Origin of the sequence: Hydrogenibacillus sp. N12 (assembly GCF_019645935.1) — a bacterium.
Lineage (GTDB): Bacteria > Bacillota > Bacilli > Thermicanales > DSM-22653 > Hydrogenibacillus > Hydrogenibacillus schlegelii.
Map to the genome: position 1 here is coordinate 44,533 of NZ_CP080953.1, position 25,122 is coordinate 69,654.

The window sequence follows — 25,122 nt, forward strand, 5'->3', positions numbered from 1 at the left end:
AAGCGATGCCGTCAAGTCGCCGGCGGCTCGCCGGAGCGCTCGCCTGGACGTTCGTCTGGGGCGCGCTCCTTGCGGCCGCCATCGGGTTCGGTTCCAAGACGGTCACCGTCGACGACGGAACCGCGGTCCGGACGCTCAGCGTCCCCGACCGGTCGGTCGGGGCGCTCCTCGTCCGCCTCGGCCTCCGGCTCGAGGACGGCGACCGGGTGTTTCCGCTCCCGGACGCGACCCTTCGGGACGGAGATGCCGTCGTCGTCCGGCGGGCAAAGGCGGTCCGCCTGATCGTCGGCCGCAGCCAGCCAGCCCTCGTCCGGACGACAGCGGAGACCGTCGGCGGCCTCATCGCCGAGTTGGGCTTCGGCCTCCGGCCGGCGTACCTCGTCACGCCGGCGCCGGAGACACCGCTTCGGAGCGGGGAGACGGTGCGGATCGAGCGGATCGAATCGGCCGTCGTCGCCGAGAGCCGGACGATCAAGGCCGAAACGGTCAAAAAGGCGGACTTCGCCCTGCCGCGGGGGGTGGAAAAGACCGCCTCCTCCGGCCGGGACGGGCGGGCCCTCGACTTTTACCGCGCCGTCTACGTCAACGGCGTCCTCACCGACGTCCGGCCGCTCGTAAGCCGCATCGTCGAAGCGCCGATGCCGAAGATCGTTCGCGTGGGCGCCCGGGTGCCGCCGTCGGAGGTCGCACCGGTCCCGGAGGCCGGCTCCGGGACCCGAGCCGCCTCGTCGGAACCGGCGGTCCTTGCGATCAACGGGCAGCGCATCCCCGTGCAAAAGGTCCTGACCGGCGTCGTGCTGACCGCCTACGGCCCGGGCCCGGCCCACACCGGCAAGCGGCCGGGCGATCCCGGCTACGGGATGACGGCCACCGGCGTTCGGGCCAAAGAAGGCCGGACGATCGCCGTCGACCCGACGGTCATCCCCCTCGGGAGCTGGGTGTACATCGAAGGCTACGGCCTTTACCGGGCGGAAGACACAGGCGGCGGCGTCCGCGGTCGGATGATCGACCTCTTTTTCGAGGACGACCGGAAGGCCGACGCTTTCGGCTACCGGCGGGGAAACACCGTCTACGTGATCGGACCCAATCGACCGGAAGGGCTGTGACCCTTCCGGTTTTTTTGTCGGCTGTGGGGAGATGGTCCTCGACGAAGAAAAGTCCCGGTGGGTGAAGGGTGTATAATAAGCGAGGTGATGCCGTGTTGACCGTAGCGAAGCCGCACCTCGAGGCGGTCGTCGTCGTCGAAGGGCGGCGGGATGCCGCCCGCGTTCGGGAGGCGGCCGAGGTCGACGTCTTCGTCCTCGGCGGCGACGCCCTTACCCCGGAGAAGATCGCCGCCCTCCGGCGCCTTGCCCGCGTGCGGGACGTCGTCGTCCTGACCGATCCCGACCGGGTCGGAGAAAAACTGCGCCGGGCCCTCGATCGTATGGTTCCGGGGCTTCTGCACGCCTACCTTCCTCCGGAGGCGGCGAAAAAAAACGGCCGCTACGGCGTCGAGCACGCTCGACCGGAGGCGATCCGGGCGGCCCTCGGCCACCTCCGCAAGGCCGAGCGGAAGGGGCCACCGGCGTTGTCGTGGCAGGCGTACGTCGACCTCGGCCTTGCCTTTCATCCGGAGGCGTCCTTCCGGCGGGCCCGCGTCGCCGCCCGCCTCGGCATCGGCACCGCTGGCGCCAAGGCGTTTTACGAACGCCTGAACCTCTTTTGCATCCCGGAGGCCGCCGTTCGGGCGGCCCTCGGGTCGGACGCCCGGGAAGGCGGCCCGCCCTCCGGCGCCGGCGGTCCCGAGGGGAAGGAGGCGGACCGCCGGTGAACGTCGATCCCCGGCGCACGAAGGCCCTTGCCCGGGCGCTGGATCTTCGGCCGGTCAAATCCCGCGGGCAGCATTTCCTCACCGCCCCGCACATCGTCGACGGGATCGTCACCTGCGCCGGCGTCGGGCCGGAAGACGGCGTGCTGGAAATCGGCCCCGGGCTCGGCGCCCTCACGGCGGCCCTCGCCGAGCGGGTGCGCCGCGTCGTGGCGGTGGAGATCGACCGGCGGCTCGTCGCCGCCCTGAATGAGCTCTTCGCCGATCGGCCCTCGGTCCACATCGTGGAAGGGGATGTGCTGGCGGTGGACCTTCCGGAGCTTCTGAACCGTCACTTTGCGCCGGAGACGCCGGTCCACGTCGTGGCAAACCTCCCGTATTACATCACGTCGCCGATCCTCTTTCGCCTGCTCGAGCACGGCGATCGCTTCCGGGCGATCACGATCATGGTGCAAAAAGAGGTGGCCGATCGCCTCGCCGCGACGCCGGGAACGAAGGCGTACGGCGCCTTGACGGCGTCGGTGGCTCGCTTCGCCCGCGTCGAAAAGTGCCTCGACGTCCCCGCGGGAGCGTTCTTCCCGCCGCCGGCGGTGGCGTCCCGCGTCGTCCGCCTCGTGCCGCACCGCCCTTCGCCGTACGCCGGCTGCCGCGAAGGCTACGTCCACCTCGTCGCCGTCGCCTTCAAAAGCCGCCGGAAGACGCTCGTCAACAATCTGCGCCAGGCCCATCCGGCGCTTCCGATCGACTGGGGCGCCTGGCTCGAGGCCCACGGCTATGACGCGAAAATCCGCGGCGAAATGCTCGCGCCCGACGATTTTTGCCGCCTCGGCGCGGCGCTCTGGGCGCTCCTTCAGGCCCGAACGGGGTGACGCGATGATCTTCACCAGCCCGACGGACGGCCGGCTCACGATCGCCGAGATGCTGGCCGCGATCGAACGGTTCATCGCCGTCGACGAGGCAGGCCGCTACAAGCTCATCATCGGCACCGATTCCCAGACGCATCACGGTGAGACGATGTTCGTCACCGCCGTCATCGTGCACCGGATCGGGAAGGGCGCCCGCTTTTTTTTCCATCGCCAGAGCCGGCCGCCGGTCCAGGATCTCCGGCAGCGGGTGTATCTCGAGACGGCGGCTTCCCTCGAGACGGTTCAGCGGATGCAGCGCGATCCGGCCTTTCAACGGATCATCGATCTCCCGATCGAGATCCACGTCGACATCGGGACGACCGGCGCCACGCGGTCGATGATCCAGGAAATCGTCGGCTGGGTGACGTCGGTCGGCTACACGGTCAAAATCAAGCCCCAATCGTACGGAGCGAGCGCCGTCGCCGATCGTTACACCAAGTAAGGCCGCCTCACTCCCGGACGCCGCCGGCCATAGGCTATGGCGGAAGGGGGCGCGGCGATGATCACCGTCGGCATGCTCGTCGGCCGAAAATCGTACGGCCGGGACATCGTCTTTCGCGTCATCCAGATCGATCACGCCGCCCGAGTGGCGCTTTTGCAGGGGAAGGACGTCCGCCTCCTGGCCGATGCGCCGCTGGACGATCTGGAGCCGGTGGACGACGCGGAGGGGGAGGCGGACGACGGCGCTTCGGGCAAAACGTCCCGGCCGGCGCCGCCTCCGCCGGCGCCCCGCGGGAGAACCCTCGGGACGCGGGCGGTGCCGTACCCGGGGAAGGTGCTCCATCTCGACGGCGACGCCCGGTACCTCGCCCTGTCGATGGCGGAGTACGAGCGCCTCGGGCTTCCGGCCGTCGGGCTGAACCTTCCGGAGCGGGAGATGCCGAAGAAGGTCTCGACCCTCCTCCGTCGGACGCAGCCCGACATCCTCGTCCTCACGGGGCACGACGCCTACCAGCGGGGCCGGGACATCTACCGGCACTCGCGGTACTTTATCGACGCCGTGCGCCACGCCCGGGAAGTCGAGCGGCACAAGGACGCCCTCATCATCGTCGCCGGTGCTTGTCAGTCGGATTACGACGGGCTGATGGCCGCCGGAGCGAACTTTGCCAGTTCTCCGGCCCGGATGAACATCCACGCCCTTGATCCGGTCCGGGTCGTCTCCCGGCTCGCGACCGCCTCGGTCCGGGACATCGTCGCGCCCGATGCGGCGATCGCCGACGTGACCGGCGGCGCCCGGGGGTTCGGCGGCATCGAAACCCGCGGGACGCTTCGCCTCGGTTTTCCGGAAAACGCCCGTTGACAGCCTTTTGCCGGCCCTGCTATAATGGTTGCTTCCGTTTGACTCGCTATACGAAAAATGTTATACTAGGGCCGGCGAGGTGATGAACACGTGGCGAAAAATGCCCTGGCGGAGATCAAAACGCTTCTCGACGGGTATGTCGGACAGCGGATTCGACTGAAGGCGAACGGCGGTCGCAAAAAAACGGTCGAACATGTCGGCATCTTAGAGGAGACGTATCCGCTCGTGTTCATCGTCAAATTGGACGAAACGGCTCGACCGGTCCGGCGGGTGTCCTACAGTTACGCCGACATCTTGACGGAGACGGTAGAGCTTACGGTTCTCGACGAAAAGGGACCGCAAAAGATCACCGTGTCGCCGGCGCCGTGACGCCGCTTTGCGCCGCATAGCCTCGGATGGACGGCACAGATTACGAAGGGGGCGGCCGAGGCGCCGGGAGGGATGGCGGTGGCCCGACGGCGACGGGTCATGTCGGAGGCGCTGAAGGCGGAACTGGCGAAGGAACTCGGCTTTTACGACAAGGTCCGTGCCGGAGACTGGGGCGACATCACCGCCCGGGAGGCGGGGCTTTTGGTCCGCCAGGCGATCGCCAAGGCGGAGGCGCTCCTTCGGGCGGGCGAAGCGCCGTCTGACCGGCGGTGACGGGGGCAAAAGAGGCGGGGCGACCGGCCTCTTTTGCCTGCCTTTTTTTGCCGTGCTTCCCGTGTTACAATGGGACGGAAAGCGGGCGTCGGTGGGCAGCGGCAGGCGGACGGGATGGAGACGAAAATGCGTGAACTGTGGATCACCTCGCCGGCCAAGATCAACCTGACGCTGGAAGTGCTCGGCCGGCGGCCGGACGGATATCACGAGCTCGACATGCTCGTCGTCGCCGTCGATCTGGCCGACCGGCTGCGCCTTGTGCTCCGGGACGACGGAGCCATCACCCTGTCGTCGTCGAACGGGACGCTCCCCCTCGGCGAGAAGAACCTGGCGGTGGCCGCCGCCCGGAAGCTTCAGGCCGCAAGCGGCGTCCGGGCCGGCGTGCACATTGAGATCGAGAAGCGGATCCCGATCTCCGCCGGCCTCGGCGGCGGTTCGTCGAACGCCGCGGCGGTCCTCATGGGGCTCAACGATCTCTGGGGGCTCGGTTACGACCGGGAGCGGCTTCAGGCGCTCGGCGCCGAGATCGGCTCCGACGTGCCATTTTTTTTCTACGGCGGGACCGCCCGGGTTCAGGGCCGAGGAGAGCGGGTGGAGCCGCTTCCCGACGTCGGTCCCTGGACGGTCGTCATCGCCCGGCCGCCGCTTTATGTGTCGACGGCGGATGTGTTTCGGGCGCTCGCGGTCGATCGGCTGCCGCCGCCGGGGGAGACGGCGGCGGCGGTGGCGGCCCTTCAGTCCGGCCGGCGGGAGGCGGTGCTCCGGCACCTCCGGAACGATCTCGAAGCGGTGACGTTCCGGCTGTACCCGGAGGTGCGCCGCCTGAAGGAGAAATTTTACGCTTTCGGCGCCGAATACGCGCTCATGTCCGGCAGCGGCCCGGTCGTCTACGGCGTCTTTCCCGACGGCCGCCGCGCCCGCCGGGTCGTCCACAGCCTGCGGGGGTTTCTCCGGGACGTCTATCTCGTGCAGACCCTCGGCGCCCGGTCTTCTCCCCGGGGCATGACGGCGGTCTCGAAAGGGTGAAACCGGAGTGGCCATGAAGCCGAAACGCGCCGGACGGCTCGTCGACCTCGCCGCGCGCCTGGTGGCGGCGCCGTACGGGCATTTTTCGCTGACCGCCTTTGCCGAGGCGTACGGCGCCGCCAAATCGTCCATCAGCGAAGACCTGGCCCTCATCAAGCGCGTGCTGGAGGCCTCCGGCCGGGGAACGCTCCGGACCTTCCCCGGCGCCGCCGGCGGCGTCCGGTACGAGCCTTGGCTTCCCCGGCCGGAGGCCGAGGCGTTCGGCGAAGCGCTCCAGGCGGAGATGGAGCGGACGGAACGGCTTCTTGCGGGGGGCTTCGTCTACATCACCGATCTTCTCGGCCGGCCGGACGTCCTCTCCCGGTTCGGCCGGCTGGTGGCGACCGCCTACGGGGGCGAGGAGATCGACTGGATCCTCACCGTTGAGACGAAGGGCATCCCCCTGGCGACCGCCGTCGGGTTCTGGCTCAACCGGCCGGTCGCCGTCGCCCGCAAGGCGAGCCAGATCACCGAAGGGTCGGTCGTCACGGTGAGTTACGTCTCCGGGACGTCCCGGCGGATTCAGACGATGTCCCTCTCCCGCCGGGCGATCCCGTCGGGAGCGCGGGTGCTCATCGTGGACGATTTTTTGCGGGGCGGAGGGACGATCCGGGGGCTTTGGTCGCTTCTCGACGAGTTCCAGGCGACGGCAGCGGCGAGCGTCGTCCTCGTCGAGACGCCGCCCGGAGCGCCCCGCCTCGTCGACGGGGTACGGGCCGCCGTCCGGCTGACGCGGCTCGACGCCGAGGCGGGGGTTCTCGTGGCCGAGCCGGGGGGCCTGATGGACGACTACCGGGCGGCGCTGGAAAAGATCGAAGGGGAGCTGAAAGCAGAGGGCGCGGCGCTCGTCGACCCGGAGGGTCGGCCGGACGACGGCGCCGCAGACGCAAAAAGGAGGGAGCGGCGCGATGCAGTCGATTAACGCCGACCGGGCGCCGGCGGCCATCGGTCCGTATTCCCAGGCGGTCGAAACCGGGGGCTGGGTCTTTCTCTCCGGCCAAATTCCGCTTAGGCCGGACGGGACGCTCGTCGACGGACCGCCGGCGGAGCAGGCGGAACAGGTGCTCAAAAATCTGGAGGCCGTGCTCGAGGCGGCCGGTCTTTCGAAACGGGACGTCGTCAAGACGACGATCTTTCTCACCGATCTTTCGCATTTTCAGGCGGTGAACGAAGTGTACGGCCGCTTTTTCGGCGATCACCGGCCGGCCCGTTCGACGGTCCAGGTGGCGGCGCTCCCCCGGGGCGCGGCGGTCGAGATCGAAGCGATCGCCGTCCGGCCGCGGTGAGGACCGCCGATTCATGCAAAAATAACTTTGATCCGCGGAAGGAATCGGCCGCCCTGCGTCGAAAGCGTAGACTAGTCCGACACTTCGGCGCAAGGTGGTGAACCCGATGGAAGTGACCGATGTCCGCATCCGGACGGTGCAGGGCGAGGGCAAGATGAAGGCCGTGGCGTCCGTCACCTTTGACGGCGAGTTCGTCGTCCACGACATCCGCATCATCGACGGGACGAACGGCCTCTTCGTCGCCATGCCGAGCAAACGGATGCCCGACGGGGCGTTTCGGGACATCGCCCACCCGATCTCTTCGGCGACGCGCGAAAAGATCCAGCGGGCCGTCCTCGACGTCTACCGCCGGCACGTGGCCCAAAACGCCGCCCGGGAGGCGGCCGAAGCGGCCGAACCGGCCGACGGCGACCTCGTCGGCGAAGGCGCGTAAGGCGCTTTCGCCGCTTTTTTGTCCGCCGGTGCCCCTTGCGCCGGCGCCGGCCTTTCTGTATCATGGGGATGATTTGCCGGGCGGGGAACGCCGGTGGGGAGAGGAAGGATCCGGATGAAACGGGTTGCCGTCGTGCTGGCGGCCGGCAAGGGGACCCGAATGCGCTCGGAACGGCCGAAGGTGCTCCATCCGCTCCTCGGAAAGCCGATGCTGGGGTACGTCCTGGAAGCGCTCGGCGCCGTCCGGTGGGACGGCGTCTTCGTCGTCGTCGGCCATCGGCGGGAATGGGTGGAAGCGGCGTTTGCCGGCGCCGCGTCCTTCGTCGTCCAGGACCCGCCGCTCGGGACCGGCGACGCGGTAAAAATTGCCCTCAAGCAGGCGGGGGCGCCGCCGGAGACCCTCGTCGTCTTAAACGGCGATGCGCCCCTCCTTCGGGCCGAGACGATCCGCCGCCTCGTCGAGGCGCATGAGGCCGCTTCCGCCGCGGCGACCGTCGCCGCGGCCCGCCTGGACGATCCGACGGGGTACGGGCGCCTCGTCCGGGACGACGACGGCCGCCTTGTCGGCATCGTCGAAGAAAAGGACGCCACGCCGGCCGTCCGGGCCATCCGGGAAGTGAACGCCGGGCTGTACGCCTTTTTTGGCCCGGCGCTCGCTGAGGCGCTTTCCGCCCTCCGGCCGGACAACGCGCAGCAGGAATACTATCTCACGGACGCCGTCGGGCATCTCCTCGCCCGCGGAGCGGCGGTCGAGGTCTTTCCCCTCTCCGATCCGACGGAGGCCCGGGGGGTGAACGATCGCCGGGAACTCGTCGAGGCGGAGGCGATCCTCCGGCGGCGGATCATCGAGCGGCATCTCCTCGCCGGGGTGACGGTCGAGGATCCGGCGTCGACGTGGATCGGGCCCGACGTCGAGATCGCCGCCGATGCGATCATCCGGGCCGGAAGCCGCTTGATGGGCCGGACGCGCGTCGGCGAGGGGGCGGACGTGGGGCCGTATGCCGACCTGACGGACACCGAGGTCGGCGCCGGCGCCCGCGTCCGGTACACCGTCGCCGAAGGGGCGGCGATCGGCGCCGGATCCGACGTCGGGCCCTATGCCCATCTCCGGCCCGGCACCCGCCTCGGCCGGACGGTGCGCGTCGGGAACTTCGTGGAAGTGAAAAACAGCACCGTCGGAGACGGGACGAAGCTTCCGCATCTGACGTACATCGGCGATGCGACGGTCGGTTCCGGCGTGAACGTCGGCTGCGGAACGATCACGGTCAACTACGACGGCGTGGCCAAGCACCGGACGGTGATCGAGGACGGCGCCTTCATCGGCTGCAACACGAACCTGATCGCGCCGGTCCGCGTCGGCGCCGGCGCCTACGTCGCCGCCGGATCGACGATCACCGACGACGTCCCGGACGGAGCGCTGGCGATCGCCCGGGCGAGGCAGGCGAACAAACCCGGTTATGCCGAGCGGCTTCGGGCCAAGTTCCGGGATCGCTCCGGCCGGTCGGCCGGGGAAGCCGTCTCCCATCACGGCGGAGAAGGGAACGAGGGATGAGCTATCGCGACTCGAAACTGAAGGTCTTCAGCGGCAACTCGAACCGGGCGCTCGCCGAAGAGATCGCCCGGCATATCGGCGTGCCTTTGGGCGATGCGGAGATCTCCACCTTCAGCGACGGCGAAATCCAGGTCCGGCTGAACGAAAGCGTCCGCGGCGCGGACGTTTTTGTCATCCAGTCGACGAGTTATCCGGTGAACGACCACCTGATGGAGATGCTCGTCATGATCGACGCCTTGAAGCGGGCGTCCGCCGGCCGGATCAACGTCGTCATGCCGTACTACGGGTACGCCCGGCAGGACCGGAAGGCCCGGGCCCGGGACCCGATCACGGCCAAACTGGTCGCCAACCTGATCGAAACCGCCGGCGCCGATCGGGTCATCGCCATGGACTTGCACGCGATGCAGATCCAGGGCTTTTTCGACATCCCGGTCGATCACCTGCTCGGCATCCCGATCCTGGCGGCGTATTTTCGGGAAAAGGGGCTCGACGATGTCGTCGTCGTCTCGCCGGACCACGGCGGCGTGACCCGGGCCCGGCGCCTCGCCGACCGCCTCGGGGCGCCGATCGCCATCATCGACAAACGGCGCCCGGAGCCGAACGTCGCCCAGGTGATGAATATCGTCGGCCAGGTCGAGGGCCGGACGGCGATCCTCATCGACGACATCATCGACACCGCCGGAACGATCACCCTGGGCGCCGAGGCGCTCCTCAAAGCCGGGGCGAAGGCGGTTTACGCGAGCGGCACCCACGCCGTCCTCTCGGGGCCGGCGATCGAGCGGCTCCGCTCATCGCCGATCCGCGAGATCGTCGTCACGAACACGATCCACGTGCCGGAGGAAAAGCGGCTTTCCAACCTCGTCATCCTTTCGGTGGCGCCGCTCATCGCCGAGGCGATCGTCCGCGTCCACGAACAGCTGTCCGTCAGCCGGCTGTTCGACTGAAGGCGGGGAATCGGGATGATCCGTCTCGTCGTCGGCCTCGGCAATCCGGGGCCCGAGTATGCCCGGACGCGGCACAACGCCGGCTTTTGGGTCGTTGACGCCCTCGCCGCCGACGGGGTCGTCGTCCGCCGGGACGAAAAATGGGGCGGCGAGCTCCGGGACGTCCGTTTCGGGGGGCAGCGGGTGTGGCTTTTGAAGCCCCTCACCTACATGAATCGCTCCGGCGACGCCGTCGGCGCGGTGGCCCGGTACTTCGGCATCGCGCCCGAGGCGATCGTCGTCGTCTACGACGATCTCGACCTTCCGGTTGGGAAGATCCGCCTTCGTCTGCAGGGGGGCCACGGCGGCCACAACGGCATGCGCTCGGTCCTCGCCGCCTTGGGGACGGAAAAGGTGCCGCGGCTTCGAATCGGCATCGGCCGGCCGCCTGCGGGGTCGGTCGCCGACTACGTCCTCGCCCCGCCCCGGCCGGAGGAGCGGGCGGCGCTGGAGGCGGCGGTCGAGCGGGCGCGGGAGGCGCTTCGCCTGGCGATCGAGCGGGACTTTCTCGCGGCGATGAACCGGTTCAACGTCGACGGACCGGAGGCCGGACGGTAGGGATCTCGGGCGGCGCCGGCAAGGATCCGGCCGCAAGGCTTTGGCCGGCAAGTATACGGCCGCTCCGTTTCGGTCAAGCTCTTAGCGATGACGGACCGAAAGCGGGGATCGACATGGCCCTCGTCTACCAGTGCCGCATCTGCCGGAGCGTCCTGGGGGTCTTTTATCACGACGAGCCGCGCCTTTTGCTCACGCTCGAGCGGCTCGCGCCGGAGGACCGGGCCGCCCTGGTCGAAGAGACGGGCGAGGCGACGCGCGTCTGGGTCGTGTGCGAGCACTGCCAGGCGGCGTACGACGCCCATCCGGAGCTTTATGAGCTGGACAGCCCGCTTCAGTGACGGTGGGCCAAGACGTCGGGCAAAGGCGGCCGGCGGGAGAAGAGGGGGTCGAAGGTGCTCGGTGCGCTTCTTGGCGCCATTCGCGGCCATCCGGATCTTTTGGCGATCGCCGATCGGATCCGAAGCGGTGTGCGGGAACAGCTGGTCACCGGCCTGGCCGGTTCGACCCGCGCCATCGTCTGGTCGGCCTTGCAAGAAGCCCTCGGGCGGCCGCTCGTGATTTTATCGTCTAATAATTATCAAGCACAGAAAAATTACGAGGATATTGTCGAAATTGTCGGGGAAGACGGCGTCGTCTTCTACCCCGGCGAGGAGCTCGTCGCCTTCGTCGAGGAGCGCCCGTCGGCGGAGCTCGCGGCGCGCCTGGAGGCGCTTTACGCCCTCCTCTTTCGCCGGCCGCGGTTTCTCGTCACCGGATACGCCGGTCTCATGCGGCCCCTGCCGCCGCCGGCGGTGTTTCGGGCCCATACGCTTGAGCTTCAGCCGGGGGACGAACGGACGCCGGAAGACGTCGTCCGCGTCCTCGTCCGAGCCGGGTACCGCCGGGAAGCGGAGGCGTTTGTGCCGGGGACGGTGGCCGTCCGGGGCGGCATCGTCGACGTCTATCCGATCGCCGGGGGGGCGCCGGTTCGCCTCGAATGGGGGTTTGATGCCCTGGAGTCGATCCGGGCCTACGATCCTGAGGATGGTCGCTCCCGGGAAGCGCTGCCGGCGGTGCGCCTCCTCCCGGCCTCGACATTCCTCCTTGCGTCGGAAGCCCGGGATCGGCTGCTTCAGGCGCTCGGGGCGCTCCGGACCGAGGAGACGCTCAAGATCGGCGATCCGGAGCGGCGGGCCGAAGCGGAGGCGCACCTCGACCGGCTCATCGCCGAACTTAAAGCGGGGGGGCTCCCGCCGGAAGCGGCCCTCTATCTGCGGCGCGCCTATCCGGAGCCGGCGACGCTTCTCGACTTTCTCGAGGCGCCGGTCCTTGCCGTCGACGAACCGTCCCGGGTCTGGGACGCCGCGGCCCAGTACGCCCGGGAGGAGGCGGAGTGGATCATCGAAGCGAAGGCCCGGGGACGCCTCGTCGGGAGCGGCGAGCGCTTCTTTTCCCGGGAGGCGGCTCTCTCCCCCGCCCGGGCGCCGATCGTCTACTTTTCGTTTTTTGCCCGGACGCTCAAAGGGATGAAGGTGAGCCATACGACGGGCTTTGTCTCCCGGAGCGGCCAGGCGTTCCACGGCCAGTTCGGCGTCCTCAAAACCGAGTTTGACCGCTGGCGCCGTCTCGGCTACCGGGTCCTGTTTCTCGCCGGCGACCGAGACCGGGCAGATCGGCTGCAAAAAATGCTTGAAGATGCCGGCATGGCGGTGGACGTCCGGCCGGAGCTCGTGGCGCTGCCGGAAACGCCGGCGATCGCGATCGGCCACCTGGAGGCCGGCTTCGAGTGGCCGAGCGCCCGCCTCGTCGTCGTCACCGAAGGGGAGCTTTTTACCCAGCGGAAACGGCGGGCCCGGCCCGCGATCGAGGTCGAAGGGACCGAGCGGATCGCCCGTTATCAGGATCTCAAGCCGGGCGACTACGTCGTCCACGTCCACCACGGCATCGGCCGGTTCGTCGGGCTGGAGACGCTGGAAGTGGACGGCGTGCACCGGGATTATCTCCGCATCCAGTACGCCGGCGGCGACCAGCTGTACGTGCCCGTCGATCAACTCGGCCTCATCCAAAAGTACGCCGCCGCCGACGACCGGGAGCCAAAACTCTCCAAGCTCGGCTCCGGCGAGTGGAAAAAGACGAAGCAGAAGGTCCGGCAGGCGGTCGAGGAGATGGCGCGAAAGCTCCTCGAGCTGTACGCCCGCCGGGCGGCGTCGCCGGGGTTTGCCTTTCCGCCGGACGATGCGCTGCAGAAGGAGTTCGAGGCGCTCTTTCCGTACGAACCGACACCGGATCAGCTCCGGGCGATCGAGGAGATCAAGCGGGACATGGAGTCGCCCCGGCCGATGGACCGGCTCCTTTGCGGCGACGTCGGCTACGGCAAGACGGAAGTCGCCCTTCGGGCGGCCTTCAAGGCGGTCATGGCCGGGAAGCAGGTCGCCTTCCTCGTGCCGACGACGATCCTCGCCGAGCAGCACTACCAGACGATCAAGGAGCGGATGGCGGATTTTCCCGTCACCGTCGAGGTCTTAAGCCGCTTTCGCACCCGGGCGGAGCAAAAAGACATTCTCGCCCGCTTAAAGCGCGGCGAGATCGACATCATCGTCGGCACCCACCGGCTGCTTTCCAAGGACGTCGTCTTTCACGACCTCGGCCTCCTCATCGTCGACGAGGAGCAGCGCTTCGGCGTCCGTCACAAAGAGCGGCTCAAGGAGCTCAAGGCCAACGTCGACGTCCTCACCCTGACCGCGACGCCGATCCCCCGGACGCTCAACATGGCGCTCATCGGCCTCCGCGACCTCAGCCTCATCGAGACGCCGCCGGAAAACCGCTATCCGGTCCAGACGATCGTCGCCGAATACTCGCCGACCCTGGTCCGGGAGGCGATCGAACGGGAGCTCGCCCGGGGCGGACAGGTCTTTTTCCTGTATAATTACGTGGAATCGATCTACCGCATGGCGGAGGAGATTCGCGCCCTCGTCCCCGAGGCGACGGTCGCGGTCGCCCACGGCAAGATGCCGGAGGACGAGCTCGAGCGGACGATGCTCGACTTCATGCACGGCGAGATCGACGTCCTCGTGACGACGACGATCATCGAGACGGGCGTTGACATTCCGAACGCCAACACGCTCATCGTCTACGACGCCGACCGATTCGGGCTGGCGCAGCTGTACCAATTGCGTGGCCGCGTCGGCCGTTCCGGCCGCATCGCGTACGCGTATTTGACGTATCAAAAGGGGAAGGTCTTTTCCGAGGAGGCCGAACGGCGGCTCGAGGCGATCAAGGAGTTCACTGAGCTCGGTTCCGGCTTCAAGATCGCCATGCGGGACCTCGCCATCCGGGGCGCCGGAAACCTCCTCGGGCCGGAGCAGCACGGCTTCATCGCCGCCGTCGGCTTCGATCTTTACAACGAGATGCTCCGGGAAGCGGTGCAGAAGCTCAAAGGTGAGCCGGTCGAGGAGGCGCCGAAGGCGCCGGAGCTGAACGTCCAGATCGATGCGTACCTGCCGGAAGACTACATCCCGCTTCCGCCCCAGAAGATCGGGTATTACAAGCGCCTCGCCGCCGTCCGGGACCCCGGCGACGTGGAGGACGTGCGGGCGGAGCTTCGGGACCGGTTCGGTCCGCTCCCGGCGCCGGCGGAACGCCTCCTCCTCGTCGCCCGGGTGCGGGCGCTCGGGACGGCGCTTCAGGTGGAGCGGATCGACTGGGAGGGGGGGCGACTTTCGGTCCGCTTTCGGCCGGAAGCCCGGGTGAAGGCCGACGATCTTCTCCGGCTCGCCAGCGCCGGCGAACGCCTGGGCCTTTCGGTCGGATCGGCCCTCGGTTTCTTTTTCAAGGCCGAAAGCGCCGAAGCGGCGCTCCGTCGGCTGGAAGCGCTTTTCGTCCGCCTCGCCGAGGCGCTTTCGTCAAGCGAAGGGAAGGGAGTCCTGCGCGATGAAGAACACGTCCGCTGACCGCGTGCGCCGCTTTGGGGCGGGGATCGTCGCGTTGTTTTTGGTCGTCGCCCTCGGGGCGTGCGGCGGCAAAGGATCCGCGCCCAAGTCCGAGGGGCCGGCCCAGGAAGAGGCCGCCCCGGGCGTCAAGCGGATCGAATTGGCCGAGGCGCCGGATGCCGTCGTCGCCCGCTACGACGGGGGCGTCGTCACCGCCGGGGATTTTCAGGAATACCTCAACTTCCGCCAGCTGTTCGATCCGCTGAGCGCCGATCAGACGTTCTGGGGAACGCTCCTCGACGAGTACGTCGGGCTCACCCTCCTCGCCGAGCGGGCGGACGCCGGCGGCGTCGTCCCGGCGTCGGGTCCGGAGGCGCCGAAGGAGGCGGCGCAGTCGTTCATCCGGTCCCTCAAGGATCACCTCGGGGAAAAAGGCTACGCCGACGAGCTTAAGGCCCTCGGCCTGACCGAGGCGGCCATCGAGCGCTATATCGGCCTGTTCGCCAAGGCCGACGCCTACCTCGCCCGTGAGGCCGGCCGGACGGATCTCAAGGCGCGCTACGAGGCGCAAAAGGACGATTATACCCTCACCACCGTGCGGCACATCCTCATTCGGGTCGGGGAGGGGCGGAGCGACGCGGAGGCAAAAAAGCTTGCCGCCGAGCTCGCCGAGCGGGCCCGGAAGGGGGAGGACTTTGCCGGGCTCGCCGACCGGTATTCGGAAGATCCGGGCAACACCAACCCCGACGGCAGCAAAAACGGCGGTCTGTACGCGGACGTTCCGGCCGGCCAGTGGGTCGAGCCGTTCAAACGGGCGGTGCTCTCTCAGCCGATCGGCGCCGTCGGAGATCCGGTCAAGACCGACTACGGCTACCACGTCATCCGGGTCGAAAAGCGGACGCCTCAGCCGTTCGAGGCGGTCAAGGAAGAGCTGGCCGCCCAGGCGGCTCAGGAGGCATACCGGCACTTCATGGACGTGGAGCTCAAGCAGGTGCTCAAAGAGCGGCACGTCCCGACCCCGAAGGCGTCGTAAGGCCGCGCCGTCGAGACCGCGCCGCATAGAAAAAAACGGCGGATGTATACTATGCCCAGGCCGCGCGACCCAACCTGCGAGGAAAGCGAGGGCGCACCATGAAGGCTACGGGCATCGTCCGCCGGATCGACGATCTGGGGCGCGTCGTCATCCCGAAAGAGATCCGCCGCACGCTCCGCATCCGCGAGGGCGACCCGCTGGAGATTTACGTCGATCAGGACGGCGAGATCATCCTGAAGAAGTATTCGCCTATCGGCGAACTGAGCGGCGCCGTCCGGGAATACGCGGAGGCGCTCCATGAAAGCCTCGGGCACCTCATCCTCATCAGCGACCGGGACCGGTACGTCGCCGCCGCCGGGAGCGGCAAAAAGGCCTTTTTGGAAAAGCCGATCGGTCCCTTGGTGGAGCAGAGCATGGACGAGCGCCGGATGATCCGGGAGACGAACGCCGGGGAATACGAGTTCGTCGCCGGGGAGCGGGAGCCGGCGGCGCAGTTCGTCGTCGTCCCGATCGTCGCCGCCGGCGACCCGATCGGCGCCGTCGTCGCGATCGCCCGGGGCGAGCTGGCGAAGATCGGCGAACTGGACCTCAAGGTGCTGGAGACGACGGCCGGATTTTTGGCCAAGCAGATGGAAGACTGACCGCGGCCCGGCCACGGCGCGACGGCGTTTGGCCGGGCCCTTTTTTGGCTAAAACGAAAGACGATCGCCGGCGCGGAAAGAAATTTGCCGGAGCCGGCAGGAATTTAGCGGCTTCAGTCGAATACGTCGATACGGATCGATCGATGCCCAAAAGGAGGTCTTCCGATGAACAAGCAGGAATTCATCGCGGCCGTCGCCGAGCGGACGCAGATGACGAAGAAGGACGTCGAGGCCGTTTTGAACGCCGTGCTTGACGAGATCACCGAAGCGCTGAAGCGGGGCGAACGGGTGCAGTTCGTCGGCTTCGGCACGTTCGAAACGCGGAAGCGGGAAGCCCGCACCGGCCGGAATCCCCAGACGGGCGAAGAGATCCAGATCGCCGCGTCGGTCGTGCCGGTGTTCAAGGCGGGAAACAAGCTCAAAGAAGCGGTCAAAGCGTAAAAAGCGCCGATCGGCGCTTTTTTTTTGCCCGGTTCGGACACACAATGTTCAGGAATTCACAGGATGACGATCTGTGAACGGTTGTTATATTGTATTAAAATGTAACGGGAGCGGTGGAAACGCCTTCACACCGGCCGGATCGCCAAGGGAAAAACCGTGCGGAAGGGGGAACGGCATGCGATCGGAGGTGCGGAGCAAGCGGGCGTGGGCGCTTTTCCTCGGCTTAGGCCTTCTCTTCGCCCTTCAGGCCTGCGGCTTCGGTGACAAGGCCCCGGAAGGGACGGGCGAGAAGCCAGCGCCGGACGTCGAAGCGCTCACCGTGAAGCTCGAGGCGCCGACGGACGTCGTCGAGACGGGGGCGGCGACGCCGTTTCGCGTCCGGGTGGAAGACGAACAGGGGCAGCCGGTCGACGTCGAGAAGGTGTATTTTTTCACCAATATGGAAGGCATGCATCACCCGACGGAGGGGACGATGCGCCACGTCGGGCCGGGGACGTATGAACTCCGCCTGCCGCTCGCGATGGCCGGCGAGTGGTATGCGGAGGTGACGGTGACCGCCGGCGGGAAGACGAAGACCTTTACCGGCTATACGGTGCGCGCCGAAGGCAAGATGGTCCATGCGTTCATGAAAGGGTACAACGCCGACGAACAGGGCGAGCTTCCGGAAGGCTGGAAGCCGGGGGCGGCCGATGGCCCCGGCGATCGGGACCACGCGTCGGGGTCGGGCGTGATGGGCCACGGGAGCGACGAAAGCGGCGCCTCGCAGGGGGGCGCCGGGACGGAAGCGGGATCCGGCCACGGGGAGGGCGGCGGGAAGCCGTGAGCGGGCGATGCGGACCCACCCTAAGAACGCAGGCTGCGAGGAGGGAGCGGGATGCGGGGGATCGCCTGGCGCGCCTTTTGGCGCCGCAAGAAAGAGTCGGGCCTAACGGTGGCGCTCCTCGCCCTGGTGCTCCTCCTGGCGATGTTGTTCGCCTACACGCTCGTCGGCTACGCCGGCGGGCTTTCTCTGTCGGAAGCCCGCCTCGGGGCAGACGTCGTCCTGTTTGCCAAGGAAGCGCCGGTCGACGGAAGCGCCGTCCTCTTTTCGCCGCAGCCGATCAACGCGTACTTCGAGGCGGCGCCGGTCGAGGCGGCGCTCCGGTCGATGCCTGGCGTCGCCGCCTGGACGCCGCAATTTTTTGCCCAAACGCTGAACGCCGACTGCTGTTCGGTGGAAGGGGAAAACCGCCTCGTCGGCATCGACTGGGCGAGCGATTTTCTCGTCAAACCGTGGGTGCGGGGGGTGCCGCCGGAGCGTTTTGACGGGAATGTGGCCATCCTCGGCGGCGGCGTGCCAAGCTATGAGGACGAGATCGAGATCCTCGGCGCGCCGTTTCACGTCGTCGCCCGCCTCCGGCCGACGGGGACGGCGATGGATCAGACGATTTTCGTCCCGCTCGACGTCGCCCGGGCGCTCGTCGCCGCGTCGGACACCGTCGTCGAGCTCTGGGGCCGGCACGACCCGGCCAAGAGCCTCTCGGCGATTTTCATCCGGGCCGAAGCGCGCTACAATCCGGATCTCCTCGCCTACCAGCTCAGCCGGCTGCCGGAGGTCACGGTCATCCGGACGAGCGACGTCATCACCGGCGCCCGGGAGACGCTCAGCTGGATGGGGCGGCTCCTCGGGGTGTTCGGCGGATTTGCCTTTGGTTTCGGCGCGCTGGCGGTGTTCGGCCGCGTGGCGGCGGACGTCCGGCGGCGGCAAAACGACTTCGCCCTGATCGTCGCCCTCGGGGCGCCGCGGCGGCGGGTTTACGCCTGGCTCTTCTGGGAGACGATGTACACGGCCTTCGGCGCCACCTTGCTGGCGGCGGTCGCCGGCGCCCTCGCCTGGCCTTTCCTCCGGGACGCGTTCTTGGTCGGGCAGGGACAGCCGTTTGTGGCGCCGCCTCCGGCGGCGGTGGTCCTCGGCGCCGCCGTCCTCGTCGCGCTCGCCTGGGCGGTTCAGCTTTTGGTCGCCCTGTGGGCGGTCGGCGACGCTGTCCGGCGGCCGGTTGGCGAGGTGCTGAAAGAGGAGGGAGGATTGTGACGGCGGTCCTTGAGGTCGAAGGGCTTTCGGTCCGGGTCGGCCGGCCGGGCCGGGAGGTCCTCCGGGACGTTTCGTTTTCCCTTTCGCCCGGCGAGTGGGTGAGCCTCGTCGGAGAGAGCGGCGCCGGGAAGACGACGCTCCTTTTTGCCGTCGCCGGTCTTCTTCCTCGGGTCGGGGGGACGATCCGGTATGAGGGGAGGCCCCTTCACGGAGCGGCCCTCGCCGCCTATCGCCTCCGGCGGATGGGGCTCGTCTTTCAGGGGCTTTACACTGTCCACAGCCTGACGGTGCGAGAAAACGTCCTCCTGCCGGCGATGCTCGCCGCCGGCGGACGGCGCCCCGGTCCGGAAGAAGAAGCCCGGGCGGAGGCGTTCCTCCGGCGGGTGGGGCTGTATGAGGCGCGGAATGCCCTCCCCCACACCCTTTCCCACGGCGGGCGGCGCCGCCTCGCGGTCGCCCGGGCGCTCTTTTTGAACCCGCCGATCGTTCTGGCCGACGAGCCGACCAACGACCTCGACCGGGAGAACCGGGCGATCGTCCTCGACCTGTTTCGAGCGCTTCGCGCCGCCGGGACGGCGCTTCTCGTCGTGAGCCACGACGAGGCGACGGCCCGGGAGGGAGATCGGGCGCTTCGGCTCGAAGGCGGTCGCCTGCATCCTGTGGTAGAATAAAGCGAAAAGCGGCCGGCGTCGGCCGGTGCGGATCGGGCCGGCGGGCCCGGCGTCGCGAGGGAGGGCGCGGTCGGAAAGGGGGAGGATCCGTGCGGCTCGATCTGTTTCTGAAAACGGCCCGCCTCGTCCGCCGTCGGGCGGTGGCGAAGGCCCTCTGCGATGAGGGGCGGGTGTTCATCGACGGCCGGCCGGCGAAGGCCGGCGCCGTCGTTCAGCCGGGGCAGACGATCGCCGTTCGTTTCGGCGAGCGGACCCTCCGGGTGCGGGTGAAGGCGGTCCCGGCGTCGAAGGCGGCCGACCCCGCGGAGCTCGTCGAGCGCCTCGACGACGAACGGTAAGGCGTCCGATGCGGCCGCCCGGCGGCGGTCCTTGGTCCTCGGCGTTCTAAACCGGACCCCCTCCGGCGTACGATGAGACAAACGCCGCTGGCCGAGGGGGAGTGACGATGGCAGAAACAAAGCCTCGGCATGAGATCGGCCTCGTCGACCGGAAGGCGCTCGCCATCTCCGGCGTCGTCCGCATCGAGCGGTTCGATCGGGAGCGGTTCGTCCTCGAGACGGACGGCGGTCCGCTCGTCATCACCGGCGCCCAGCTGGAGCTGAAAAATTTTGATGTCGAGGCCGGTGAGGTGGCGATCGAAGGCCGCATCGACGGCCTTCAGTACGTCGAGACGCCGGACGGCCGGACGAGGGGCTGGCTGGGGAAGCTGTTTCGATGAGCGTGCAGGCGGAAGCGGAGCTCGTCGCCCGGGCGCTTCTCGCCGGCGTCGCCTTCGGCCTCTTCTACGACGGCGCCGAGGCCCTCTTCCGGCGGATGCGGCCGGCGCCGGTCCGGGCCCTCATGGAGGCGCTCGCCTGGGCCGCGGGGGCGATCCTCGTCTTTGCCGCCGTCGCCCTGAGCGAGGTGCCGAAGGTGCGGGTGGCGCTTCTGCCGTTTGCCCTCCTCGGGGCGGTCGGCTATGAGGCGATCCTCGCCCGGCCGGTTCACCGGGCCGCCGGGTGGGGGAGGCGGCGCCTCCTCCGTCCGGCGGCGACCCTCATCGGGCGCGTCCTCCGGGCGCTCGTCGCCGTCGGGCGGTGGGGGCTTGGGGCGGCGGCGTTTTTCGTCGGCGCGCCGTTTCGGCCGTTCGCCCGGTGGATTTGGCGCGGGCTTCGGACGGCGGGGGGCTTGTTTACCCTCCGGCCCCTTGCTACAATGGGAAGAGCGATCCGCCGCCTGTTCCGGCGGCATCTCCGGTGAGGAGGCAAAACCGTGGCGCGGGGGAGCGGTTCGGTCGGCGCCGTCCGCCGGCGCCGGCTGGCGACGATGCTGTTCGCCGCCTTTTTGGCCTTGGCGCTCGGGCTCTGGCTGCGGACGGAGGCGAAGGTCCGCCTCGTCGAGCGGTCTTACGCCGACCAGACCGAGCGGCTTCGGGCGCTTCAGGCGGAGGCGGACCGGCTTCGGTTGGAAAAGGCCCGCCTGAACGATCCGGCGTACGTCGCCGATCTCGCCCGGACGGCGTGGTTCTGGTCGAAGGACGGCGAGATCATCATCCGGCTGGCGAAGGAGCCGGAGCCCGGCCGGCCGGCGGAGGGCGGCCGCTGAAGCGAAGCGCGAAGGCCGCCTTCCCCCTTTACAGCGTTCGGGCGGGGCGCTATACTCCGGTTAGAGGACCCGAGGGGAAGGGAGGTGCGCCCTGGTTCGGCGCTTGATCGCCGAATGGGACTTCGGTCCACTTTGGCCGGTCCGGCGAACCAGGATGCGAGCGGCCGATGGCCATCGAAGTGGGCAGCCTGCTGGAAGGCCGGGTGACCGGGATCACCCGCTTCGGCGCCTTTGTGGAGCTGGCGGAAGGCGTCACCGGCCTGGTGCATATTTCCGAGGTGGATGACGCGTACGTCGTGGACATCCACGATTTTCTGAAGGTCGGCGATGTCGTCAAGGTGAAGGTGCTCAGAGTCGAACCCGGCGGCAAGATCGCGCTTTCGATCCGGCAGGCAAAGCCCGGAGCCTCGCCCCAGCGCCCGCGGGGGCGAAAAGGCGACCGCCAGCTCGGCTTTGAGGATAAGCTGAACCGGTTTTTGAAGGACAGCGAAGAGCGGTTGAGATCGCTTCGGCGCTCCCTCGATCCGAAGCGCGGAGGCCGCGGTTCGCGCCGGCCTTAAGCCCGGCCTTTAACCTCGGATCGGCTGAGCCGAACGATCGGCCGACGGGATCGAAGCCCTTCCCGACGCGGATGGGCCTTTTTCTTTGGCCGCGAAGCGGCCGGCCTGTCGGGCGGGGAGAGTGAGGTGACGACCGTGATCATCTTTTCCGGCGTGCAGCCATCCGGCGAACTCACCCTCGGGAATTATCTCGGCGCCATCCGGCAGTTCGTCGACCTGCAGAACCGGGGCGCCGCCGCCTATTACAGCGTCGTCGACCTGCACGCCACGACCGTTGAGCACGATCCCCGGCGGCTGGCGGAGTACACCCGGATGGTCGCCAAGCTGTACGTCGCCAGCGGCATCGACCCGGAGCGATCGGTGATCTTTGTCCAGTCGCACGTGCCGGCCCACAGCGAGCTGGCGTGGATTCTCATGTGCCTCGCCCGGACCGGGGAACTGAACCGGATGACGCAGTTTAAGGAAAAGGGCCGGGGGTCGGAGTCGGTCGCCGTCGGCCTGTACACCTATCCGGTCCTCATGGCCGCCGACATCCTGCTCTACCGGACGACTCACGTGCCGGTCGGGGAGGACCAGAAGCAGCATTTGGAGCTCACCCGGGACCTTGCCGAGCGGTTTAACCGGACGTACGGAGAAACGTTCGTCCTGCCGGAGCCGCTCATCCCGGACGTCGGCGCCCGGATTATGGCCCTCGACGATCCGACGAAAAAAATGTCGAAGTCAAACCCGAACCCGAACAGCCGGATCGGCCTCCTGGACCCGCCGGAGCTCATCGAACGGAAGATCATGCGGGCGGTGACGGACAGCGAAGGGACCGTCCGTTACGCGCCGGAGGAAAAGCCCGGCATCTCCAACCTGCTCGCGATCCTGAGCCTTTCGACCGGCATCCCGATCGCCGAACTCGAGCGGCGCTACGCCGGCGTCGGCTACGGGGCGTTTAAAAAGGACGTCGCCCAGGCGGTCGTCGAGGCGCTCCGGCCGATTCAGGCGGCTTATGCGGCCCTTTCCGACGACGCGATCGAGCGGGTGCTCGCCGACGGGGCCGAGCGGGCCCGAGCGGTGGCGGAGGCGACGCTCGCGGAAGTGAAGGCGCGTTTCGGTTACCTCCCTTCGACAAAAGCGACAAAAGGCGCCGGAAAAACCCGGCCGACCGAGAGCGGGTTTTGACAAGTTGCTCTTCTCCTTCCGGATATACTAGGGGACAAGTCCTCGAGGGGACGAGTCTTCGATGCGCGGAAGGGGTGGAGCCCGTGAAGACGCTTGACTGGGGCCCGGCGGCCGGGCGGCCGCTCGGTCGGGTGCTGTGGACGCTCGATGCGTTTCGGCGACGGGTCGCGCCGAGCCGGCCGCTCGCCGTCTTCCTCTTTGCCGTCCTCTTGGGCCGGGCGCTCGTCTTGGGGGAACTTTCTCCGTTCGGGCTCGCCTTCTGGGCGGCGTCCCTCATCCTCTGGCCGGAGTGGGCCCACGTGGCCTTCGCCGGTTGGATGCTGGGGGCGGCCCTGTCGCCGGTGCCGCACGTTCCGGCGGCGGCGGTGGCGGCCGGGCTGCACGGCCTTCTGTATCGATTCAGCCGCCGGGTGGGCCTGCCGGCGGCGTACACCCCGCTCGTCGTCGCGGTGGCCCAGGGCGGGGCGGCGATCGTCTGGCGGAAACTCTTTTTCCCGCTTTCGCCGTACGCCTGGGCGATGAGCGCGGCGGAGGCGCTTTTGGCCTTCGTCCTTTTCATCATTTTCGTGCAGTCGTTTCCGCTGCTTTTCAACCGCCGCCTGTGGTCCGGCCTTCGGCAGGAGGAGCTGATCGCGCTCTTCATCGTCATCGCGACGCTCCTTTCCGGCACGATGGGGATCTCGCTCTTCGGGCTCGACGTCCACGCCGTCCTGAGCCGCGCCGTCGTGTTCACGCTGGCGACCGTCGGCGGCGGGGCGTTCGGGGCGACGGCGGGGGTGCTGAGCGGCTTTCTCCTCGGCCTCGCCGAAAGCCGGGAACTGGTCGAGATGAGCGCCCTCGGCCTGGCCGGGCTGATCGCCGGCCTCTTCCGGCCCGCCGGCCGCTTCGCCGCCGCCTTCGGCGGGCTTCTGGGCCTCGCCCTCATCGCCGTCTACGCGCCGGGGACGAAGGAGCTCGGCTTCGTTTTGCTCGAGGCGCTCCTCGGAGCTGGTCTCTTCCTTGCCGTCCCGGAAGGGTCGCTCGAGGCGCTCCGGCGGATGGTTCCGGGGACGCGGGCATACCTTCGGGATCAGGAGGCCCGATGGGCGAACGTGCGCCGGGCGCTGGAGACCCGTTTCGGCGGTTTTGCCGAAATGTTCGCCACCCTCGCGCAGCCGTTCGACCCGGCGGGGGAGGAGTCGACGGCCGATCCCCGAGAAGCTGCGGTGCGGCGGGTGGCGGAGGCGATCTGCGGGAAGTGCTGGAAAAAGGACGTCTGCTGGGGCAAATACGGCGAAGAGACGGCGAGCGGCCTTCGTGCCTTCCTCGAGCGGCTGGACGGGGATAAGGCGCCGGCGTGGCGGCTCGGTCGGACTTGGGCCGATCGGTGTATCAAGCCGGACAAGCTGGAGCGGGCGATGGAGCGGGAATACTCCCGGGAGAAGGAGGCGCTTCAGGCGGCAGCCCGGATCCGGGCGGCTCGGCGTCTCCTCCGGGATCAGCTCCTCGGCCTCGCCCGGGTGATGGAGGAGATGGCCGCGGAGATCCGCCGCGACGGCCCCTTAAGCCGCCATCGAGAGGCCAATCTCCTCCGGGCGGTCGAGCAGGCCGGCCTCTGGGTGCAGTCGATGGATGCCCAAAGCCTCGTGCCGGGAGAGGTCGCGGTGGAGCTCGTCGTCGCGGCGGACGGGTTTCAGGCCGTGCGGGAGCTGGAGGCGCTCTTTCAGTCGCTCCTCGGGGAGCGGATCGTCGTCGAGCGGGTGGAGCCGGTGCCCGGAGGCCACCTCATCCGGCTGGTGTCCGGGGCCCGTTACCGGGTCCACTTCGGCTACGCCCAGGCGGCGAAGGGCGGCGGGCTCATCTCCGGCGATTCCGCCGTCGGCCTCGACCTCGGTCGGCAGGCGTTCGCCCTCGTCTTGAGCGACGGCATGGGAAGCGGCGAGCACGCCCGGCGGGAGTCGCGGGCGGCGGTGGAGATGCTCCGGGCGATCCTCGCCGCCGGCTTCGACGGGGCGGTCGCGGTCCGGTCGGTCAACGCGCTCCTTTCGCTCCGGGGGCTTGACGAACGGTTCGCCACCGTCGACCTCGCCTTCGTCGACCGGATGAGCGGCCGGGCGAAATTCATCAAAGTCGGCGCGGCGCCGAGCTACATCCGCCGCGGCGATGCGGTGATCCGCGTCGAAGCGCAAAACCCGCCGGCCGGCGTCTTTCCGGAGGCGGAGTTCGACGCCGTGGAAGTTTCCCTTCGGCCGGGCGATGTCGTCGTCATGTTCACCGACGGCGCCTATGAAGCGAAGCGCCACCCGGAGCAGCGGGAGCGGTGGATCCGGCGCCTCATCCGGGAGATCGACGCCGACGAGCCGCAGGCCTTTGCCGACCTTCTGCTCGATGCGATCGTGCACGAGACGGAGTTTTCCCTCTCGGATGACATCACGGTGGCGGTGATGACGCTCGAAGAAGAAGGCGGAGCCTGGGCGAACGCCCGGCCGGCCGAAGGCGCCCGCATCGCCTGATGCCGGCGCCGCCCGGCACCG

General features: G+C 68.4%; 29 protein-coding genes. All 29 read left to right on the forward strand.

Translation table 11 applies throughout. The features are described from left to right. Positions 1–5 precede the first annotated feature (5 nt). The 29 genes from K2M58_RS00210 to spoIIE all read left to right on the forward strand — a co-directional run bounded on the left by K2M58_RS00210 (position 6) and on the right by spoIIE (position 25,101). A complete protein-coding gene (locus K2M58_RS00210) occupies positions 6–1,106 on the forward strand; it encodes a resuscitation-promoting factor (RefSeq protein WP_220677829.1) in 1,101 nt (366 codons plus the stop codon). A gap of 92 nt (positions 1,107–1,198) precedes the next feature. Then, the gene (gene rnmV, locus K2M58_RS00215; RefSeq protein WP_220677830.1) at positions 1,199–1,813 is read left to right on the forward strand and encodes a ribonuclease M5; all 615 of its coding nucleotides are present in this window, start codon (positions 1,199–1,201) and stop codon (positions 1,811–1,813) included. Next, positions 1,810–2,679, forward strand: a complete 870-nt coding sequence (gene rsmA, locus K2M58_RS00220) for a 16S rRNA (adenine(1518)-N(6)/adenine(1519)-N(6))-dimethyltransferase RsmA (RefSeq protein ID WP_220677831.1) — start codon at positions 1,810–1,812, stop codon at positions 2,677–2,679. The genes rnmV and rsmA overlap by 4 nt, the downstream gene beginning before the upstream one ends. A gap of 4 nt (positions 2,680–2,683) precedes the next feature. Beyond that, positions 2,684–3,157 carry a ribonuclease H-like YkuK family protein gene (locus K2M58_RS00225; RefSeq protein WP_220677832.1) on the forward strand — a complete coding sequence of 158 codons (474 nt, stop codon included), beginning with the start codon at positions 2,684–2,686 and terminating at the stop codon, positions 3,155–3,157. A gap of 57 nt (positions 3,158–3,214) precedes the next feature. Further along, entirely contained in the window at positions 3,215–4,015 is an 801-nt protein-coding gene (locus tag K2M58_RS00230; RefSeq protein ID WP_220677833.1) for a sporulation peptidase YabG, read from the forward strand. 90 nt (positions 4,016–4,105) lie between these two features. Continuing rightward, positions 4,106–4,384: a Veg family protein gene (locus tag K2M58_RS00235; RefSeq protein WP_220677834.1), complete on the forward strand. Its 279-nt coding sequence runs from the start codon at positions 4,106–4,108 to the stop codon at positions 4,382–4,384. A 78-nt stretch (positions 4,385–4,462) separates the two neighbouring features. Then, entirely contained in the window at positions 4,463–4,657 is a 195-nt protein-coding gene (locus tag K2M58_RS00240; RefSeq protein ID WP_220677835.1) for a small, acid-soluble spore protein, alpha/beta type, read from the forward strand. Between the two features lie 126 nt (positions 4,658–4,783). Further along, positions 4,784–5,683 (forward strand): 4-(cytidine 5'-diphospho)-2-C-methyl-D-erythritol kinase, encoded by a 900-nt coding sequence (ispE, locus tag K2M58_RS00245; protein ID WP_220677836.1) that lies wholly within the window; start codon positions 4,784–4,786, stop codon positions 5,681–5,683. Positions 5,684–5,696: 13 nt separating this feature from the next. Continuing rightward, positions 5,697–6,644 (forward strand): pur operon repressor, encoded by a 948-nt coding sequence (gene purR, locus K2M58_RS00250; RefSeq protein ID WP_220678729.1) that lies wholly within the window; start codon positions 5,697–5,699, stop codon positions 6,642–6,644. Continuing rightward, positions 6,631–7,008, forward strand: a complete 378-nt coding sequence (locus tag K2M58_RS00255) for a RidA family protein (protein ID WP_220677837.1) — start codon at positions 6,631–6,633, stop codon at positions 7,006–7,008. Before purR ends, K2M58_RS00255 begins: the two co-directional genes overlap by 14 nt. 106 nt (positions 7,009–7,114) lie before the next feature. Next, positions 7,115–7,441, forward strand: a complete 327-nt coding sequence (gene spoVG / locus K2M58_RS00260) for a septation regulator SpoVG (RefSeq protein ID WP_220677838.1) — start codon at positions 7,115–7,117, stop codon at positions 7,439–7,441. A 114-nt stretch (positions 7,442–7,555) separates the two neighbouring features. Then, a complete protein-coding gene (glmU, locus tag K2M58_RS00265) occupies positions 7,556–8,992 on the forward strand; it encodes a bifunctional UDP-N-acetylglucosamine diphosphorylase/glucosamine-1-phosphate N-acetyltransferase GlmU (protein ID WP_220677839.1) in 1,437 nt (478 codons plus the stop codon). Next, on the forward strand, positions 8,989–9,936 hold the full coding sequence (locus K2M58_RS00270) for a ribose-phosphate diphosphokinase (protein ID WP_220677840.1): 948 nt from the start codon (positions 8,989–8,991) through the stop codon (positions 9,934–9,936). The genes glmU and K2M58_RS00270 overlap by 4 nt, the downstream gene beginning before the upstream one ends. A 15-nt stretch (positions 9,937–9,951) precedes the next feature. Then, positions 9,952–10,533, forward strand: coding sequence for an aminoacyl-tRNA hydrolase (gene pth / locus K2M58_RS00275; protein WP_252393491.1), 582 nt, complete (start codon positions 9,952–9,954; stop codon positions 10,531–10,533). Between the two features lie 113 nt (positions 10,534–10,646). Then, a complete protein-coding gene (locus tag K2M58_RS00280) occupies positions 10,647–10,871 on the forward strand; it encodes an anti-sigma-F factor Fin (RefSeq protein WP_066201250.1) in 225 nt (74 codons plus the stop codon). Positions 10,872–10,925: 54 nt separating this feature from the next. After that, the gene (mfd, locus tag K2M58_RS00285) at positions 10,926–14,462 is read left to right on the forward strand and encodes a transcription-repair coupling factor (RefSeq protein ID WP_289628256.1); all 3,537 of its coding nucleotides are present in this window, start codon (positions 10,926–10,928) and stop codon (positions 14,460–14,462) included. Then, positions 14,443–15,474 carry a peptidylprolyl isomerase gene (locus tag K2M58_RS00290; RefSeq protein ID WP_220677841.1) on the forward strand — a complete coding sequence of 344 codons (1,032 nt, stop codon included), beginning with the start codon at positions 14,443–14,445 and terminating at the stop codon, positions 15,472–15,474. The genes mfd and K2M58_RS00290 overlap by 20 nt, the downstream gene beginning before the upstream one ends. 98 nt (positions 15,475–15,572) lie before the next feature. Continuing rightward, positions 15,573–16,115: a stage V sporulation protein T gene (gene spoVT / locus K2M58_RS00295; protein WP_220677842.1), complete on the forward strand. Its 543-nt coding sequence runs from the start codon at positions 15,573–15,575 to the stop codon at positions 16,113–16,115. 165 nt (positions 16,116–16,280) lie between these two features. Continuing rightward, the gene (locus K2M58_RS00300; RefSeq protein ID WP_220677843.1) at positions 16,281–16,556 is read left to right on the forward strand and encodes an HU family DNA-binding protein; all 276 of its coding nucleotides are present in this window, start codon (positions 16,281–16,283) and stop codon (positions 16,554–16,556) included. 175 nt (positions 16,557–16,731) lie between these two features. Then, positions 16,732–17,379 carry a FixH family protein gene (locus K2M58_RS00305; RefSeq protein ID WP_220677844.1) on the forward strand — a complete coding sequence of 216 codons (648 nt, stop codon included), beginning with the start codon at positions 16,732–16,734 and terminating at the stop codon, positions 17,377–17,379. A gap of 51 nt (positions 17,380–17,430) precedes the next feature. Next, positions 17,431–18,627: an FtsX-like permease family protein gene (locus K2M58_RS00310; RefSeq protein ID WP_220677845.1), complete on the forward strand. Its 1,197-nt coding sequence runs from the start codon at positions 17,431–17,433 to the stop codon at positions 18,625–18,627. Beyond that, a complete protein-coding gene (locus K2M58_RS00315) occupies positions 18,624–19,298 on the forward strand; it encodes an ABC transporter ATP-binding protein (RefSeq protein WP_220677846.1) in 675 nt (224 codons plus the stop codon). Before K2M58_RS00310 ends, K2M58_RS00315 begins: the two co-directional genes overlap by 4 nt. Before the next feature lie 89 nt (positions 19,299–19,387). After that, positions 19,388–19,636, forward strand: coding sequence for a S4 domain-containing protein (locus tag K2M58_RS00320; protein ID WP_220677847.1), 249 nt, complete (start codon positions 19,388–19,390; stop codon positions 19,634–19,636). Positions 19,637–19,743: 107 nt separating this feature from the next. Continuing rightward, a complete protein-coding gene (locus tag K2M58_RS00325; protein WP_220677848.1) occupies positions 19,744–20,016 on the forward strand; it encodes a YabP/YqfC family sporulation protein in 273 nt (90 codons plus the stop codon). Continuing rightward, on the forward strand, positions 20,013–20,537 hold the full coding sequence (gene yabQ, locus K2M58_RS00330) for a spore cortex biosynthesis protein YabQ (RefSeq protein WP_220677849.1): 525 nt from the start codon (positions 20,013–20,015) through the stop codon (positions 20,535–20,537). The genes K2M58_RS00325 and yabQ overlap by 4 nt, the downstream gene beginning before the upstream one ends. Positions 20,538–20,549: 12 nt before the next feature. Beyond that, a complete protein-coding gene (locus K2M58_RS00335) occupies positions 20,550–20,882 on the forward strand; it encodes an FtsB family cell division protein (protein WP_066201215.1) in 333 nt (110 codons plus the stop codon). Positions 20,883–21,049: 167 nt separating this feature from the next. Next, complete coding sequence (locus K2M58_RS00340) at positions 21,050–21,442, forward strand: S1 RNA-binding domain-containing protein (RefSeq protein ID WP_220677850.1); 393 nt, start codon at positions 21,050–21,052, stop codon at positions 21,440–21,442. Positions 21,443–21,577: 135 nt separating this feature from the next. Beyond that, positions 21,578–22,609, forward strand: a complete 1,032-nt coding sequence (trpS, locus tag K2M58_RS00345; RefSeq protein WP_220678732.1) for a tryptophan--tRNA ligase — start codon at positions 21,578–21,580, stop codon at positions 22,607–22,609. An 83-nt stretch (positions 22,610–22,692) separates the two neighbouring features. Then, entirely contained in the window at positions 22,693–25,101 is a 2,409-nt protein-coding gene (spoIIE, locus tag K2M58_RS00350) for a stage II sporulation protein E (RefSeq protein ID WP_220677851.1), read from the forward strand. Positions 25,102–25,122 lie beyond the last annotated feature (21 nt).